The organism is Streptomyces sp. NPDC002888 (genome assembly GCF_042888465.1).
Taxonomy (GTDB): Bacteria; Actinomycetota; Actinomycetes; order Streptomycetales; family Streptomycetaceae; genus Streptomyces.
This window is the reverse complement of the sequence record NZ_JBIAPU010000003.1, coordinates 485,540-501,065: the sequence shown is the minus strand read 5'-3', so window position 1 is coordinate 501,065 and position 15,526 is coordinate 485,540. Positions and strand designations below refer to the sequence as shown.

Sequence of the window (15,526 nt, the reverse complement as noted above, 5' to 3'; positions counted from 1 at the left end):
TCGCCGCCATGCAGGCCGAAGGCTTCGTCAACCTCGCCCTCCCCATGCCACGCTTCCTGCGCCGCCGCACCACCACCCCACGCGCATGCGCCCACAACATCTCGGAGGGCGGCATGCAGTGCGCAGGGGACCTCAGTACCGCGGCAGGCCGTCCGTGGAGATGGTCCAGTCGGCGATGGTGACGTCCTCGCCGTAGACGAAGTCCTTGCGGGTGGCGTAGCGGGGGCCGTCGGGGGTGGGGTGGATGTCGGTGAGGACGGCGCCGGTGCCGGTGCGGGGGTCGAAGATCGCGTAGATGGGGATGCCCATCAGCGGGTAGTCGCGCACCTTGGTCACCCAGTCGTTGTCCGGGTTGGAGCGGGAGACCACTTCGACGGCGGCGATGAGCGTGCGCGGATCGAAGGAGCCCGGGACATCCATGTCCGCCAGAGCGATCACCATGATGTCGGGGTGGCGCATGATGCCCTCCGCCTCAACCTCCACGTCAGGTGTCCCGGTGTGGGCGACCAACTCCTCCGGCATGATCTTTTCAAGGCGCTTTCGGAGGTGGACGGCGGTCAGCTCGTGAGGGCCGATGGGGGCCATCATGTCGTGGACGATCCCTTCCTTGGTGATCTCGAACTTGCCGGGGAGGGTGTCGTCCATGGACTGAACGAAGTCCCGCATGGCCTGATAGACGTGGGGGGCGCCCTGCTGTGCGTCGTCCGGGGCGATGGTCATGGCGCTCGCTCCTCGTCGTCTGTGCCCGGGGGCAAGGATCGTCGCTTTCATGCTAGGCGGCCCCCGTGAAGGTGGACGGCTTCGGCCGCCCCGACGAGCTCATTCGCGCACTGCCTTCATGGCCGCGTCCAGGACAGCGCTCAGTTCCCGAAGGGCTCCCTGGACGATGGCCGGGTCTTCGTGTTCCAGCTTGTTCTTGGCCTGCATCTCCTCCAGCCGGCCGAGGGCGACGATGGCGAGAGCTGCACGCAGGGCATCAGGGGTTTGCTCGGGTCGGGGGATCCGCTCGCCTCTGTGGTCGGCCTGAGGGCGGCTGGGTGTCATGCGGCCGTGGGGTAGGGGACACGGCAGTCGCGGCAGCGGCCTGGTGCGGGGGAACGGAAAGCGCGGTCGCAGTCCTCGCAGGTCTGGAGTGGGTCTGGGGTAGCTGGTCGTGGGGCCGTGGGCGTGCGGAACGGGGGCGGGGCCGGGAGGTGGGTGGTGAGGCGGTGGGCCAGGAGGGCGGCTGGGCGGTGTAGGGGGCCGTCCGGGAGGTTGGTGGTCAGGGAGTGGCGCACGGCGGTGGGGGTGACCTCGCGTTCCAGCCAGGCGGCGACGCCGGGGGCCAGGTGGGCCGTGTCGCAGGTGGTGAGGAGGAGGCGGGAGTCCAGGCGGCGCAGGTCGGTGAGGAGGTCCGTTGCCGTTTGGAGGAGGGTGGGGGAGGCGTACGCCGGTTGCGGTACGGCGGGGAGGGGCTTGCGTGGGGTGCGCTTCTTCGGAGGCGCGGGCTTGTGCGCGGCGGTGGCCCTGTGGCGGCCTGGCTAGTTGCAGGAGATCGTGCGGGTGATGATGCGGCCGCTGGGGACGCGTTCGCGTTCGCGGCGCAGGTAGCCGTGGGTCTCCAGCTCGCGTAGCGCTGCGGTGATGCGGGTTGTGCCTTCGGGGAAGCGGGCCGCGAGGCTCTTGATGTCGACTCGGGCGCCCTTGGGCAGCGACTGGATGTGCACCGCCAAGCCGATGGCCAGCAGCGACAACTCCGGGTGTTGGGCCAGGTGGTTGCCGATCACCGTGAAGCGGGTGGTGTGGCGGGTGTGGTCGTGGAGCAGGCCGCCGGGGCGCGGGTGCCGGTTCGGGTGGTTGTTGCCCGCAAGGCGGGACTGGGCGTGCGAGGGCACGCTAGTGTCTTGCGTATCCATCAGGAAGGCCTGTCTTCCTCGGTGGTCAGGCCCTCGCACTGGGATTGCCGTCCCGGCGGGGGCCGTCGCATGTCTGCGGTTGTTGCGCTGAGCGTAGGGCAGGCAACCAGTCCGAAATCCAGCTCAGTTGGCGATGTTCACCCGCCCGGGTGAGCGGGGCCGCGGGCGGGAGGAGGGGTGGGGCTTGGTACGGGTTCTTTCACCCTCGTGTTCCTTGGGAAAGGCCGCCCGTGGCACCGAAGCGTGAGGCGTTGGGTTCCGGTGGCAGGTCGAGTTCGGCCCACACCGTCTTGCGGGGCGACGGGCCCTCCATGACTCCCCAGCGATCGGCCAGCGCGTCCACCAGGACCAGTCCTCGGCCGGATTCCGCGTCCGGCGCGGGGAGTTGCGCCTGCGGCCGGCGGTCACCCCGGGTGTCCGTGACCTCGATGCGCAGGGTGCCGCCGACGACGTAGACCAGGAGCCGGAAGTCGCGTCCCGGTACGCGGCCGTGGGCCACCGCGTTCGACGCCAGCTCCGCCACGACGTGCGCCGCCGGGTCCAACGGCAGGCCCCAGGAGCGCAGTTGTTCCGTGGCCAGCAGGCGGGCGAGGCGGGCGCCGCGCGGGGTCGGCGACAGCTGTACGCCGAAGTTGCGGATGGGGGAGAGGGGAGGGTGGATTTGCTGCTTCACGTCACTCAGCGTGGCGCCCCGTGCTTACTGTGAACAGTGACGACGGCGATACGTACGGTCACTGTCCGGAGTTGTCCGGTGGTGTCTGTGCCTGTCAGGAGGGGTGCACCATGCTGCAGGTCGACGGTGAGGCGGGGCGGCTCAAGGCCGAGGCGGACGAGCCGGGTTGGGAGGTGGACCCGGACGACGACTGGGGTGTGGCGGTCGTCGCGACCGTCGGCCGCCAGCTGAAGCTGCGCAGAGAGGCCGTGGGGATGCGCGCCGCCGAGTTCGGGGAGGCGCTCGGGTACGGCGAGGACATGGTCTACAAGATCGAGAGCGGGAAGCGGATTCCTCGCCCCGAGTATCTGGACAGGGCGGACGAGGTGTTGGGGGCGGGGGGCTTGCTTTCCGCCATGAAGGAGGACGTGAAGAGGGTCCGGTACCCGAAGAAGGTGCGGGAGCTGGCCAAGCTGGAGGCGCAGGCGGTCGAGATCGGGGTGTACGTCGGCCTCAGCATCCATGGGCTGTTGCAGACTCCGGAACACGCACGAGCTCTGTTCGAGGCACGGCAGCCGCCGTACTCGGAGGCGGAGGTGGAGCGTCTGGTCGTCGCCCGCATGGCAAGGAAGGCGGTCTTCGACAAGTCGCCCGTGCCCGCGCTCAGCTTCGTCCAGGAAGAGGCGTCGCTACGCCGTTGCATCGGAGGCACAATGGTCCGGCGGCGCCAGCTCGAACACCTGCTGAAGGTAGCGCAGTTGCGCAACGTCACGTTTCAGGTAATGCCTACCGAGACCGGCGCTCACCCCGGCGTGGATGGCAAGATCGAGCTGCTGAAGTTCGTGGACGGCACGGCTGTGGGACGTTCCGACGGGGCGTTCAACGGCCGACCGACTACGGATCCGAAGGAGCTCCGCATCCTGGAACTGAGGTACGGCACCATCCGGGCCCAGGCTCTCACGCCGGGGGAGTCACTCGCCTCCATCGAGCAACTGCTGGGAGAAACATGATCCGCAAGCCCTCAGGCGGGGACGCCGTCGATCTCAAGTGGTTCAAGAGCAGCTACAGCGATGGCACTGAAGGCGACAGCTGCGTAGAGGTGGCGCTGGACTGGTCCAAGAGCAGTTACAGCAGCGGCAACGACGGCGAGTCCTGCGTGGAGATCGCCACAACCCCCAGCGCCATCCACATCCGCGACTCCAAACACCTCTCCGGCCCCCGCCTGGCCCTCGACCCGGCCGCCTGGACCGACTTCCTGCACACGCTCACGTAGCGGCGCGCCTATTGCATGTTCCGGATGTGCGGATGGTCGTACGACGCCGTGCAGACGTAGAGCTGCATGCTGTAGCTACGGCCGATGTTGAGCTTGGTCGCGCAGGCCGGGCCGTCGGAGTGGTAGCCGGTGTAGTCGGCGTCCTCCAGGGGGCGCCAGCTGCCGCTGCCGCCGTCCCACTCGCAGCCGTCGAGCGTGAGTAGCGGCCGTACGTTGGAGCCGCACTCGGCGCAGGACATGGCGAACGGGTCGGAGAAGCTCCACGGGCCGTAGCCGCCGACCTTGCAGCCGGGGGCGACGCCGAGGTCGTACTGGTACTCCACCGCGTCGGACCACTCCTCGTGGATCCGGTCCACCAGCTCCTCGGGCAGCTCGTGCGGGGCCGGGTACTCGGTGACCGGCTCGGGGTGCAGGACGCAGGGTTCGGGCAGGTAGTTGTCGTCGCCGATGACGGCCGGGCGGGGCGATTCGCCGAGCGGCTTCGTGACATCGGCGGACGACCGCCAGCGCAGCTCGGTGCGGGGCAGGTAGTCCTCGTCGTGGTCGAAGGGGCACCAGAGCAGTTGGAACAGGTCCGTGCCGTCCGGGCGGGGGAGTTCGGGCACGTCGGCCGCGTAGATCTGGGCGACCGGGATCATAGGGACTGGGCCGTCCTGGGATATCCGCCGCTCGTCCGCGCGGTCCACGACGGCCCGCTCCTCGGCGGTCAGCAGGTCCTCGCCCTCCGCGCGTGGCCGCCTCCATGCCTCGGCGAGGACGCGTCGGCTCACGTGGACGTCGTCCGGCGCGTACCCCACGTACCAGGGGGCCGCGTGCTCCGGGCAGGTCGGCCACGGCTCGTCGGTCGGCCACAGCAGCGGGCCGCCGATGGAGCTGTCCGCTGACGTGGGGTTCCCGGCGCGCGGGTGCAGGCGCACGGTGGTCCGGGCCAGCGGCGCGAGCTCGGGGAAGTGGGCCGTGACATCGACGGGACGCGGTGGCGTGGTGCGGGTCATGACGAGAGGCTACGAGGCGGACCGGACGCTACTTCTCCCGCCCGCTCAACAGGCGCACCGCGCGGTCGAACGCCGAGTCGCGATGCTCGGCGAACTCCTCCTCCGTGAAGACCGGTTCCGTGATGTGCGGAGGGATGCCGGTGCCGTCGAACGTGCGGCCGGTACGGGTCAGGAACTCCTCGTTGGGCAGCCAGGCGGTCATGCCGTTGGGGAGGCGGCGGGCCATGACGTCCGAGAAGACGCCCTGGGTGGGCTGCCCGACGCGTACCGTGCGGCCGGGCCGGTCGATGAGGGCCTGGGTGAAGGTCTCGCCGGCGCTCACCGTGGAGCCGCCGGTCAGGATCGCGACGGGGCCGGTGTAGCGGGGGGCGTGGGCGGCCGGGGTGACGCGGACCGGCTCGGGACGGGTGTGCCGGGTGGGGTCGGCGGGGTCGTTGCGGACGCGCTTGGCGTAGGCGACGTAGGGCGTGTCGGTGAGGCGTCCGGCGAGGTGGACGCCGAGAGCGTCGGAGCCGCCGCCGTTGATGCGGAGGCCGATGATCATACGTGCCGCCACCGAGGGCGAGGACGGTGCCGTACCCGTCCATGCGCCACAGTCCGTCAGTGGTGGGCGCGCTCCCCGAGGCGGCGGCGGCGGTCGGCGCTGCGGCGGCCCCGGCGGCGAGGGCCAGGGCAACGGCTGCGGTGACGGTGGCGTTGGCGCGGGCGATGCGCACGATCTTGTCCTCCCCGTGTGGACTCGGTTCGTACATCACCGTGACGGAGGGGGTGGCGCGCGGACCATCCGGCGAACCGGTGGATCGGTGCTGAGGGCAGCCCTACCCTTTGGGTCGGATGAGCGAAGAGGGTTTGGAGGGCCGGGAGTTGAGTCCCGTACGGATCGTCCTGACCGGACCGACCGGATTCATCGGATCCGCCGTCCTGCGGGAGCTGGCGAGGCGGCGGCAAACGGACGCGCTGGTGGTCAGGGCCCTCGGCCGCCGGACCACCGACGAGATACGCGCGCACGCCGACGAGTGGCGGTACGCCGACCTGGCCGACGCCGGCTCACCGCGCGGGGCATGTGACGACGCCGACGTACTGCTGCACCTCGGCGGGGTCCTGGGGCCTACCCCCGAGGACTGCCACACCGTGAACGTCCTGGGCACCGCCGCGCTGATGGACGAGGCGCGGGCCGCGGGCATCGAGCGTACGGTGCACCTCTCGACCGCCGCCGTCTACGGGCGCGGCCCGCACAGGGGCATCGAGGTCGACGAGGTCGCTCCGGCGCCGGTCTCGGCCGGCAGCGCGTCCCGGCTGGAGGCGGAAGCGTTCGCGCTGGACGCGGGGGCCGTCGTACTGCGTCCCGGGCTGGTCCTGGGGGAGGGCGACCGGTGGGTCGTGCCCGCGCTGGCCGAGCTGGTCCGGCGGATTCCGGCCCTGTGGGACGGGGGCAGGGCCCGGCTGTCCACGGTCGCCGTCGAGGACCTCGCCCGGCTCATCGTCGCCCTCGCCCTGGACGGGAACGGGGTCGAGACCGGCATCCACCACGCCAGCCATCCCGAGCCCGTCACCACCGGCGACCTGCTGCGCACCCTCGCCGACCTTGGCGTACTGCCACGCGTGAGCGAATCGTGGTCCTGGGAGCGCTGTCTGGAGCACCTGAACAGGACCGAGGGGCGTGTCAGCGAGCGACAGCTCTCCCTCGTGGCGCTCGACCACTGGTACGCGAGCGAGGAGATCTGGCAGTCGGCCGACTGCCCACCCGGCCCGGGAACCCTGCACCGCCTCGCTGAGGCCGCCGAGTGGTACCGGTCGCGGGGGCGCTGACGGGCGCCGGCCGGTTCAGCTCCTGCTCCTGCGCTGCCGGTTCTGGAGGACCGCCAGGGCGTAGGCGACCCGGGGGTCCAGGCGCTGGGGATCGAAGCGGTAGACCTTGTTGACGCCCCGGTAGTCCAGGGCCGTGCCGGTGCCCTGGGTGCGCCAGCGGGTGCGGACGGGTCTGCCGAACGTGTAGTCGTCCGTGGTTCCGTCGAAGAACGCGTACAGGAGCGCGCAGAGCGCGAACAGGAACCAGACGGGCGCCGTCACCACGTAGACGAGCCAGCCGTACCAGGTGCCCTCCTTGCCCGTGAAGGTTTGCGGTGCGCCGGTGAACTGCGCGGACCAGCGGACGCGGCGGGGCCAGGGCAGGAGCCTGCCCGCGCGGCGGGTGATCCTGGCCAGCGGGGTGCCGTCGGCGGCGTGGACGTCGTAGGTGCCGGGCGCTGCCGGGTGGACGGAACACCAGGGGCTGCCGCTCGGTCCGTCGTGGATCCAGAACGGTGAGGGCGCCTTGTGGCTCCACCGCTCCGCGGAGCGTGGCGCGATCACCCGGGCCAGCGGGGTGTCCGCCGGGCGGCGGGCGGTCGTCAACCGGATCGTCGAGCGCACGTCGGCGTCGGGCGGCAGTCCCAGTGACTGCGGATCGGACACCGGAACGGGGTTGTTCCCGGAAACCAGGAAGGCGTACGGGTTGTTGTCCACGGGGTCATCCAAACGGGTTGGCGTCGGCCAGGCGGCCGATGACGTCGCCTGCTGTGTCGCGGGCCCGGTCGATCCCCTCGTGGATCTTCTCCGAGCCGTACTGAACCGGGTCGGCGGCGATCCGCACACCCTCCTTGTAGAGGTTCTTCGCGCCGAGCGCCGCCTCGTAGCCGCGGGCCGTCCAGGAGCGGGGGTCGATGTAGCGGCCGACGGTCTCGCCGGCGTTGTCGACGATCGGCTTGACGGAGTCCGCGAGCGCGGGGATACGCCCCAGCGGGGTGTTCTCGATCAGCTGGGGCATCACCCTCTGGAAGGCGACGTCCGTGATTCCCGCGCCGGCCTTGTACAGGTTGAAGTCACCGAACTCCTTGGCCACGGCCACCTTGAAACGGTCCGCCATCGTGTCCGCGGTGATGTGGATCGCGTGTGCCTTGCTGCCGAGGGCGCTGACGTTCCGCATCACCCATTCCTCGGCGTCGTCGCCCAGTTTCGCGGTTCCGCCGACGTGCTCGATGATGTCGTCCGCGCGCTTCCAGGCGTCGGAGGCCTTCGCTCCGAAGTCCAGGACGTTCATCGGGATCTTGACGCCCTTGAACATGCCCTTGCCGACCTTCCCCAGCCGCAGAAGGTCCCCGAACGGAACGAATCCCACGACGTCCAGACCGATGTCCAGCCAGTTGCCCTTCTTCGCCCCGGCCGCCCAGCCGACACCGTGGAAGAGGAGGGCGCCGGCGTTGAGCACCATGCCGATACCCTCGAAGACGACGGCGCCGATGATGGTCTCGGAGAAGACGACCGCGAGGACGTCGCAGGCGGCACTCGCGTAGCCGAGCCAGTCCCCGATCTTGTAGATCGTGTCCGCGTGCTTCTTGATCCAGTCCCAGAGGTCGCCCGCGAGATCCTTGATGCGTTCGCCCAGGCCCTTGACCGCGTCGACGATCATGTCCAGGAGGGACTCGACCGGTGCGTCCTCGGCCGCCTTGCGGATCAGATCGGCGGCGGTGTGCGCCGCCACCTGGTGATCGTGCTGGAGCTCCCGCGCCTTCTTGATGATCGCGTCGAGGTCGTCGCTCGCCTCGTTCACCCGCTTCGTCGCGTGGTCCAGGCGCCGCTGCGCGTCCTGCAATTCCCCGTCCGTGTCGAACGTCCGGTTCGCGAGCTTCAGGTCCGGGTTGCTCCGCGCCTCCGCCAGCGTGTCCTTGGCCGTCGCGGCTTCGTGTTCGTAGTGGCGTGCCTTGGTCTGGAAATCCGACAGCTGCGACTCCCAGGTGCGCAGCGCGTGCGCGGCGTCGATCAGTGAGTCGTGCCCGTTGTCCAGGTACTTCGGCAGCACACCGGTCTTCTCGGCGAAGGCGGCCGCCGCTTCGCCCACCCAAGCCCCGTCCGCCTTCCCCAGTTTGGTCAGGGTCGTGTGTGCGTCGTGCAGCTGCTTGCCCGCGCCGCTGAGCGAGGTGACGAGCTGGTGCACGGAGGCCGGCACACCGGGGGCGGGGTCGAAGCCGAGCGCGTCGTAGGTCTGTGCCGTCTGCGGGTTCATGGGGACGATCTCCTGGACGCGATCAGTAGGAGCCGAAGGGGGAGGGCGGGGCAGCTTCTTTCGTGACCGCGACCGTGGGCGCCTCGTCCTCGCCGAAGGCGACGGTGTCGGCGATGTCCGCGAGTACGGACTGGTAGTGGAAGAGGTCCTGGACGTCGGCCGTGCTGAGGCAGAGCAGCAGCAGGCGGTTCTCGCCGGGGAAGGGCACCCAGACCTCGATACGAACGAAGAACCGTTCCTGCTCTCTTGGCTCCCCCGTCGTTTCTCCCTCCGGCAGCTCCCACACGGCGCGGGACCCGGCGATGTGGACGACTGCGGGGCCGACGGGAAGGGAGACGAGCTGGACCTCGCTGCCCTGGTCCGCCTTGTCCAGCGCCTCAGCGATGCCCGCGGCGGTGAAGTGCGGGTCGGGATTGTCCAGGTCGCGCACGCTGACGGTGAGCGTGGCGCGGCTGATGCGCTCGGGAGGCTCGGAACCGTCCGCGCTGCCGCCGATGGGGAAGATGCCGAGCGCGTTGTACACGGTGCCGCCCTCGACGAGGTTCTGCGCGTTCGCCGCATACATGGCCGTAGTCACCTTGCGCAGGGGCTCCAGATCCTCGCGCTCGCCCCAGTAGTCGCGCGCGAACTGCCGTACCTGCGCGTCGAAGGCGTCCTCGTCGTCACCCAGGCCCAGCGGCACGGCGTGGAACTCCGACGGCACCTGGAAGTGGAACGCGGCCGTCTCAGCGGAGCCGGGCATCACTGGCCGCCCGCCTTCAAGGACTTGTCGGCGAGCTTCACGGCCTGCACGAGTGCGGTGACCTCCTCTTCCAGTCCCTGGTAGACACGGCCCGACTGCGCGACCTTCTCGGTGATGCCGCCCGTGGCGTCGGCGATCAGCTCGATGCCGTAGCCCCACTTCTCCTGGAAGTCGTCGCAGGCCTCCTCCAGCTCACCGGAGCCGGCGCCCTTGGGCCCGATGTCCTTCAGCTGTCTCATCGCGGACCGCATGGTGTCCGCACATTCGGCGAGATCGACGACGAGCCGGGCCATTGCCTCGAACTCGACCTTGTAGTACCCGGTCATCTTGTGTCGTGTCCCCGTGACGGTCGCTGATCAGCGTGATCATCGCACGCGGAACTCGCGACACGAGGGGCCCCGCCGCCTCCCGGCACAGGTATGCACGGAAGCTTCCCGAGCTCTCCACGAGGTGGTGCAGAACCACCGGTGATGACGGGCCGTCCAAGAGACACGTTCACCGGCACCACGTAGCCGGACAGGGGCGTCTCCGCCTGCACCGACGGCCGTCGGGATCCTTCAGGCGAGAGTGAACAGAGCCAGGGCCCAGTAGATCAGGGCTCCGTACTGATCCCGTCCCGATGATCAGCGAAGGGTCGGGATCGCGCCCCCTTCGGCCCATGTCAGTGTGACGCCGGGCAGGCCGCGCAGTCGGTGTTCCGCGACCTTCGTGAGGTGGTCGGTGCTCGGTGGTGTGGAGCCCAGGCCGATGGCGTAGCGGGCGGGGTTCGTGGTGAAGGGGCGGGGCCAGGCGTGGCAGTCGGGGGCCGTTGCCGAGAGGTCGGTGATGAGGGCCCGCATCCTGCCTCGCACCCGGCCCTCGTCCGCGGCCGAGTCCACCGTCACGACCACCCAGGCCGCGTGGCGGCGGTGGAGTGGGGGAGGGGCGAGGAGTTCGGCCCATGGGTACGGGCCCGTGGTCGTGTCCAGCAACTCCCAGACACGGAACAGCTCTTGGGTGATGAGGTCACGCATACCCGGCGTGACCTGGTCCGTGCAGGGGCGTACGGGGGCGGAGGGTGTCGTGATCGTGAGGGGGTGGGGGTGGGGCCGGGCGCCCTTCGGTCCTACCGGCTCTCGCCAGTCCCATGCCGCCCAGGTCGCGAAGAAATGCCGTAGCAGATCGGTCGGTGGCAGGTCGCCGGCCTCGCTCGCGGTGCGGGCCGCCAGGACGGACCAGGCGAGGCCCGGCAGACCCCCGAACGGTGCCGAGTCCAGGCCCCGCGCCTTCGCCCATGCCTTGACCTGCGTGGCCAGCCGGGCGAAGGCCGGGCCGTGTGTGCCCACCGAGGCAAGCACCGCGTCGGCGTCGCTCACCGCGCTGAGCGCGATCGCCGCCGCCTCTCCCAGCTCGGCCCGGCGAGCCACCGCCTCGGCGGGGTCCAGCGAGCCGGTGGCGACGACGACCAGGTCCACGTCCAGCCCGTCGACCCGCAACCGCAGACCGGGTACGCGGGCCCCGACCACCTCGCGCACATCCGTCGCCTCACCCAGCGCGGTGGTCAACCGCGTCTGTACAGCGGCGAGTTCGACAGTGCCGGGCAGTGCCGCCACCAGGTCCAGGTCCGCACCGGGCAGCGCGCAGCTCATGCGCCGGGAGCCGACGACGTGCACGACACCTTCGGAGAGCACGCCCGTGATGCGGGCCGTGACCAGATCGGCGGCAGAGGTGTCGGTGGGCTCGTAGGCGTGTTGCGCGGCCTCTTCCCTCCAGCGGACCTCTCCCGTCCCCAGCGTCACCGTCCCCCGTACCCGCATCGGCTCGTCCCCGCGCCGCGACAGCAGCGCCAGCTCGCCGACCCTGACCGGCATCGGAGTGAGCCGGGCCGCGCAGGCTGCGGCCAGGGTGTTCGGGTCGGTGGTGCGCCCCAGGCTCAGGTGAGGGGTGAAGCCCGAGTGGCGACCGCGGCAGCCGGGGAAGTGACGCAGGAGGGTGCGGTGCAGCTCGGTCCACGGCTCCTCACCGGCGGCCCCGGGGTCGAGCCAGACGGTGGCGTCGTCCCGGTGGCCGAACCAGTGCACGCCCTCCAGCCGGGCGTCGAAGGGAGCCGTGGTGGCCGTCGCGAGCACCGATGCGGCCTGCTCGAAGGCATGTTCCGGTACGAATCCGAAGAGCAGGTTCACATGCGGAGGCCAGCGGCGGATCTGTGGGTCGTGATCGCGGCGGATGTCCTGCAGCGGCGGCCACAGCTCCTGGGGAGGGATCCACGCCAGTGCCGTGCGGGGAGTCGGACGTACGTCCAGACGGCCGAGGGCGGCCACACCGTCCGCACCCTCCGCCTCCTTCGCGTCCGCCGTCACCTCGGCCCGCACACCGTAGTGATCGGAGATGTACAGCCCCTCCGCCGTGGGCGCGTCGCCGTACAGCTCGGCCCGCCCCACCCGCAGACCCTCCCCGCGCAGCAGCACCCGGTCCAGCCGGGAGGCCCGGCCGCTCAGGGACGAGATCGCGGCCAGTGGGTTGGTGCCCGGGTCGAAGGTCGGGGTCGGGTCGCCGGCGCCGTGCACCTCGCTCCACGCGTCCCGCATCCCCAACGTCAGCTGCGGTGTGTCACCGCCGTCGTTGAAGTCGCCCATCAGGATCAGACCGGCTTCCAGACCAGCCAACCCTTCAGCGATCCGCGTCAGTTCGGCATCGCGTCGGACCGCACCGTTCTCGGAGTGGTCGCTGCTCAGATGCGTCGCCGCGACGACCAGGGGACGCGCACCCGTCTCCACGACGAGGGCGGTCACCGCCTTGTGCGGGCCCAGTGCATGGAACGCGGCCTCGCGCACGGGCAACCGGCTCAGGAGCAGCAGACCGCACTCGTCCACATCCCGCTCCCGCGGATCCGTTCCCAGCGTCCAGCCCGCCCGCACCCACGGCTCACGCAGCAGCGGGACGAGGAGTTCCGCCTCGACCTCCTGCAACGCGATCACGTCGACGTCGGCATCGTGCAGGGCCCGCAGCAGCTCGGGCCTGCGCCGGGCGCTGTCGATGCGGTCGGCGTCGTACCGGTCCCAGAGGGCGTTCCAGGTCAGCACGCGCACCTCTCCGGAGCCGGGCGCGCTCCGGCGCGGTGAGCGCGCGGGCACCCAGTCCTCCCCGTTCCACGCATACGGCGTACGGGCCGTGAAGAACGGCGCTCGGAGCAGCCGAGCCTCCCGTACCCGCCCGGCCCGCGTCGCGTCGATCCGGTCCACACCCGTGGCCCGGTCCCACACCACCTCACCGTCGGCCTCGAAGAACAGCACCCGGTGCCACGGGATCTCGCCTCCCGGCACGAAGGCGGGCAGCGGAACACGCTTGGGCGCCGCCCCGCGCTGCAGGATGCCCAGCACGAAGCGGGCCGGGTCGAAGCGCGCGTCCCAGCGCACCCGGTGATAGATCTCCTCGCTCGTACGCACCGGTCAGACCCCTCAGATCTCTTCCTCGACGGTTCCGCTCGCCCCGATGTACCAGGTGCGGTGCGCGTCGCCCGGATACGGCGGGCCGAAGCGGCGCAGCTGGGCGGCGAGCACCTCCGGGGGCACCGGGTGCTCGCGGCGGGCGTTGCGCCGTATCAGCTCGTCCTCGTCGACCAGGACCACGGCGTGAGTGATCAGGGCGTCACGGCGGTGGGCGATCGCGTGCACGAGCGAGCGCTGCTGCTTGTTGAGGGAGGTGGCGTCCCAGACGACTGTTCCCCCGTCGGCCAGGGCTTTGTCCAGTCGGTCGAGTCCCTCGCGCAGGACGGCCTCGTTGGCACGCTGGTCGGCGCGTGCGCCGCGCGCCGCGCGCAGATCGTCCAAGGAGACGTACGCGTCCACGCCCGGGAGTCCGCGGGCGAAGGTGCTCTTGCCGCTGCCTGCCGGGCCGACCGTCTGGATCAGTTTCGGGAAGGCGCCGGAGCGCCAACGCCAGGTCGCCGCCACAGCCTCGTCGACACCGCTGATCCGGCCCTGCGCGTACGCCTCCCGGGCCTCGGCCCGGCACCGGACGGCCGCGTCGGCCGGCAGCCCGGCGAACGCCTCGCGCAGCGCCCACTCGTCCATGCTCCCTGCGTCCTCGGCGTGCAGCGCCGACCACTCCACCTGCTCGCGCGCCTCGTCCGCGGCCGCGGTGGCCCGGGCGACCGCGTGCAGCAGACCGAGGTCGGCTGCGTGGGACAGCCGCACCAGGCCGGCCCGCCGGTCCTCGTCCGGATACGGCCGGTGCAGCGCCGGGTGCAGTCCCACGAGATCCGCGATCCGGCGCGCGAGCGGCATGCCCACCACCCCGGCGAGCCGCGCCGCGAGCCGTGCCCGCCTGTCCGAGTGCAGCAGCGCGGCCAGCACGCCGACGAGCCGGTCGTCCCCGGACCGCCCCGCCGGATCGAACCGGGCGACAGCCCGCGGGTCCCCCTCACCGGGCAGCCCCACGGCCTCCTCCAGCGCCGCCGCGTCGACCGCCGCCCCCGAACGCACCGCCCACAACGCGGCCCCCGGGCCGAGACCGTTCTCGACGACGGCCGCGTGCATCCAGTGCGTGTCCGTCCGCACATGCCCGGCCCGCACCCACTTGGCCACACGCTCCCCGAACTCCTGAGCGCCGAACCCGTCCACGACCCGGACGACGTACCCCTCCTGCCGCCCAGGGTCCAGCCGCAGCGCACGCAGCGCCCGCTCGTCGAACACGCCTCGCCACAGGCTCCGCGGTACGGGGACGCCGAGTCCGCCCAGAAAGGCCACCGTCCGGTCCCAGTCCAGGCAGCGGCCGTCCGCGTCCCAGACCGAGAAGCCGTAGAACCAGCTCTCCAGGTCGTCGTACGCGATCGAGTGCCGGGCGAACATGTTCTCCCCGCACACCCGCCAGCCCTCGGGGATGGCGTGGCCGACGCGTGCCTGGAGGGCCTTGACCCAGGTGCGGGAGGGGTGGTGGGCCGAGTCGAGCGAGCGGGCGTGCAGGCCGTCGGCGTACAGCGTGGTGTTCTCGCCGTCGAGCTTCTCGGTGACGACGACCTCGCGGCCGCGCAGGCCGGACAGGTCGGTGATCCTGAGATCATCGGCGGTGGCGCCGGGGGACCAGGGCAGATGCCGGGTCCGCGGATAATGCGTACGCATGGTGAACGTCCCCCGTGGCGGCTCGTACCCGATCAGCCTAGGAACGCCGGGCGGCCGTGGGCCAGCGGTTTACGGCATGGCGGGGGTGGCCACGCGTACGTGTTTGACCTTCGTCACGTCCGGGGTATTCTCTCCGGCTCGATTGGCGGAGGCCCCGTCCTGTATGGCAGACTAGCGGGGTTGCTCGGTCGAGTGTTGATGCTGCGCGCCTCCCGCCGGGAGGACTGGAAGCGAGTCCCACAGTACTCGTCGTCCCAACTGCCTCACGGCAGCGCTGGGACGGACGTACGGGAATCTTCCGGGAAGTGTCAGTGCAGCACCGGCCAGGCACCCGGTGGTCTTTCGGCCCCGGCTTGCGGTTCCGGAAGGGCCGTGTTCATTCCCTGGAGGGATGTTCGAACAAGGGACATCTGTGTCAGTGGAAGCGCGACACGCCCGACCGCGTGGGTCGGAGGAAGTCAACGGAACACCGGGTTCCAGAGCGTTACGAGAGACAGGACTACTGAGTAGCCATGGCGGGACAGAAGATCCGCATCCGGCTCAAGGCCTACGACCACGAGGTCATCGACTCCTCGGCGAAGAAGATCGTCGAGACGGTGACCCGCACTGGTGCGTCGGTCGCGGGCCCGGTGCCGCTGCCCACTGAGAAGAACGTGTACTGCGTCATCAAGTCGCCGCACAAGTACAAGGACTCGCGCGAGCACTTCGAGATGCGCACGCACAAGCGCCTGATCGACATCCTCGACCCGACCCCCAAGACCGTTGACTCTCTGATGCGACTCGACCTCCCGGCCGGTGTCGACATCGAGATCAAGCTCTGAGGGCTGG

At 70.6% G+C, this 15,526-nt stretch carries 15 protein-coding genes and 2 pseudogenes; 5 read left to right on the top strand and 12 right to left on the bottom strand.

Annotated features, from left to right (window positions below; genetic code table 11):
* Window positions 1–182, top strand: a 182-nt coding sequence (locus ACFYWX_RS07770) for a hypothetical protein (RefSeq protein WP_389423054.1), incomplete at its 5' end; no start/stop codon positions are given.
* On the opposite strand, the gene ACFYWX_RS07765 is transcribed toward ACFYWX_RS07770, so the two are convergent.
* The 4 genes and pseudogenes from ACFYWX_RS07765 to ACFYWX_RS07750 form a co-directional block, all read right to left on the bottom strand.
* Window positions 133–720 (bottom strand): Uma2 family endonuclease, encoded by a 588-nt coding sequence (locus ACFYWX_RS07765; RefSeq protein WP_389423053.1) that lies wholly within the window; start codon window positions 718–720, stop codon window positions 133–135. The genes ACFYWX_RS07770 and ACFYWX_RS07765 overlap by 50 nt on opposite strands.
* Window positions 721–819: 99 nt before the next feature.
* Entirely contained in the window at window positions 820–1,044 is a 225-nt protein-coding gene (locus tag ACFYWX_RS07760) for a hypothetical protein (RefSeq protein WP_389423052.1), read from the bottom strand.
* A pseudogene (locus tag ACFYWX_RS07755) lies at window positions 1,041–1,895 on the bottom strand (helix-turn-helix domain-containing protein). The gene ACFYWX_RS07760 and the pseudogene ACFYWX_RS07755 overlap by 4 nt, the downstream one beginning before the upstream one ends.
* 199 nt (window positions 1,896–2,094) lie before the next feature.
* Window positions 2,095–2,568, bottom strand: coding sequence for an ATP-binding protein (locus ACFYWX_RS07750; RefSeq protein WP_389423051.1), 474 nt, complete (start codon window positions 2,566–2,568; stop codon window positions 2,095–2,097).
* A 110-nt stretch (window positions 2,569–2,678) separates the two neighbouring features.
* Between ACFYWX_RS07750 and ACFYWX_RS07745 the strand changes: the two genes are divergently transcribed.
* Together ACFYWX_RS07745 and ACFYWX_RS07740 are read left to right on the top strand one after the other, a co-directional pair.
* A complete protein-coding gene (locus ACFYWX_RS07745; protein WP_389423050.1) occupies window positions 2,679–3,557 on the top strand; it encodes a helix-turn-helix domain-containing protein in 879 nt (292 codons plus the stop codon).
* A complete protein-coding gene (locus tag ACFYWX_RS07740) occupies window positions 3,554–3,820 on the top strand; it encodes a DUF397 domain-containing protein (RefSeq protein WP_389423049.1) in 267 nt (88 codons plus the stop codon). The genes ACFYWX_RS07745 and ACFYWX_RS07740 overlap by 4 nt, the downstream gene beginning before the upstream one ends.
* Before the next feature lie 8 nt (window positions 3,821–3,828).
* Here the strand turns inward: ACFYWX_RS07740 and ACFYWX_RS07735 are convergent, their stop codons facing one another.
* Window positions 3,829–4,815, bottom strand: coding sequence for a hypothetical protein (locus ACFYWX_RS07735; protein ID WP_389423048.1), 987 nt, complete (start codon window positions 4,813–4,815; stop codon window positions 3,829–3,831).
* A 28-nt stretch (window positions 4,816–4,843) separates the two neighbouring features.
* Window positions 4,844–5,359 (bottom strand): annotated as a pseudogene (locus ACFYWX_RS07730) (S41 family peptidase); the annotation flags it as partial.
* Window positions 5,360–5,649: 290 nt separating this feature from the next.
* Between ACFYWX_RS07730 and ACFYWX_RS07725 the strand changes: the two are divergent.
* A complete protein-coding gene (locus ACFYWX_RS07725; RefSeq protein WP_389423047.1) occupies window positions 5,650–6,624 on the top strand; it encodes an NAD-dependent epimerase/dehydratase family protein in 975 nt (324 codons plus the stop codon).
* Between the two features lie 15 nt (window positions 6,625–6,639).
* Here ACFYWX_RS07725 and ACFYWX_RS07720 read toward each other — a convergent pair whose 3' ends face one another.
* The 6 genes from ACFYWX_RS07720 to ACFYWX_RS07695 form a co-directional block, all read right to left on the bottom strand.
* Window positions 6,640–7,320: a hypothetical protein gene (locus ACFYWX_RS07720; protein ID WP_389423046.1), complete on the bottom strand. Its 681-nt coding sequence runs from the start codon at window positions 7,318–7,320 to the stop codon at window positions 6,640–6,642.
* A 4-nt stretch (window positions 7,321–7,324) separates the two neighbouring features.
* Complete coding sequence (locus ACFYWX_RS07715; RefSeq protein ID WP_389423045.1) at window positions 7,325–8,857, bottom strand: putative T7SS-secreted protein; 1,533 nt, start codon at window positions 8,855–8,857, stop codon at window positions 7,325–7,327.
* 22 nt (window positions 8,858–8,879) lie between these two features.
* Window positions 8,880–9,599, bottom strand: coding sequence for a hypothetical protein (locus ACFYWX_RS07710; RefSeq protein ID WP_389423044.1), 720 nt, complete (start codon window positions 9,597–9,599; stop codon window positions 8,880–8,882).
* Window positions 9,599–9,925, bottom strand: coding sequence for a hypothetical protein (locus ACFYWX_RS07705; RefSeq protein WP_389423043.1), 327 nt, complete (start codon window positions 9,923–9,925; stop codon window positions 9,599–9,601). The genes ACFYWX_RS07710 and ACFYWX_RS07705 overlap by 1 nt, the downstream gene beginning before the upstream one ends.
* 297 nt (window positions 9,926–10,222) lie before the next feature.
* A complete protein-coding gene (locus tag ACFYWX_RS07700; protein WP_389423042.1) occupies window positions 10,223–13,024 on the bottom strand; it encodes a poly(A) polymerase in 2,802 nt (933 codons plus the stop codon).
* 12 nt (window positions 13,025–13,036) lie between these two features.
* A complete protein-coding gene (locus ACFYWX_RS07695; protein WP_389423041.1) occupies window positions 13,037–14,698 on the bottom strand; it encodes an RNA ligase family protein in 1,662 nt (553 codons plus the stop codon).
* Window positions 14,699–15,210: 512 nt separating this feature from the next.
* On the opposite strand from ACFYWX_RS07695, the gene rpsJ reads away from it, so the two are divergent.
* Window positions 15,211–15,519, top strand: a complete 309-nt coding sequence (gene rpsJ / locus ACFYWX_RS07690; RefSeq protein ID WP_003948644.1) for a 30S ribosomal protein S10 — start codon at window positions 15,211–15,213, stop codon at window positions 15,517–15,519.
* The last annotated feature ends 7 nt before the right edge of the window (window positions 15,520–15,526 follow it).